Below are 514 nucleotides of genomic sequence, written 5' to 3'. Positions count from 1 at the left end.
CTGGTACGCCCAGGCCCAGCTGCAGAAATTCCACGCCGGTGTACGCGGCACCCACTTCCGGGACCCGAACGGTATGTCGATGCGTGCGGCGCTCGAGTTTTTGAAAAGCGAGTCAGAGCCCATTCGTCCGATCGCTGATCTGTCGCGCTACCTGAGCGAGCTGGAGCAGCGGGAAACCGTTGCCACCGTCGAAGGCAACGCGAGCGCCGGTGAGCAGCATTACGCCGTCTGTGCTTCATGCCACGGTGCCGAAGGGCAGGGCAATCGCGAACTCGGCGCCCCAGCACTCGCCGGCCAGGCGGACTGGTACCTGCTGAACCAATTGCAGAACTACCGCTCCGGCGCCCGCGGCAGCGACCCACGCGACCCGCTCGGCCAACAAATGGCCACCTTCGCCAACACCCTGCCAGACGAACAGGCCCTGAAGGATGTCGTCACCTACATCCGAACCCTGGATGGCGAAGAGTAACCTGTCGCTGAATATCTGGGTAGGTTACGGCGGATGCGGCCTTTG

1 protein-coding gene is annotated in these 514 nt (G+C 63.4%); it reads left to right on the top strand.

The window, feature by feature from the left end:
• The coding region (locus B3187_RS16195) for a c-type cytochrome (protein WP_286807492.1) at nt 1-469 on the top strand (469 nt) is incomplete at its 5' end.
• Between the last annotated feature and the right edge of the window lie 45 nt (nt 470-514).

The organism is Marinimicrobium sp. UBA4209 (assembly GCF_002381585.1).
GTDB lineage: Bacteria > Pseudomonadota > Gammaproteobacteria > Pseudomonadales > Cellvibrionaceae > Marinimicrobium > Marinimicrobium koreense.
This window is presented reverse-complemented; position numbering and strand designations above follow the sequence as displayed.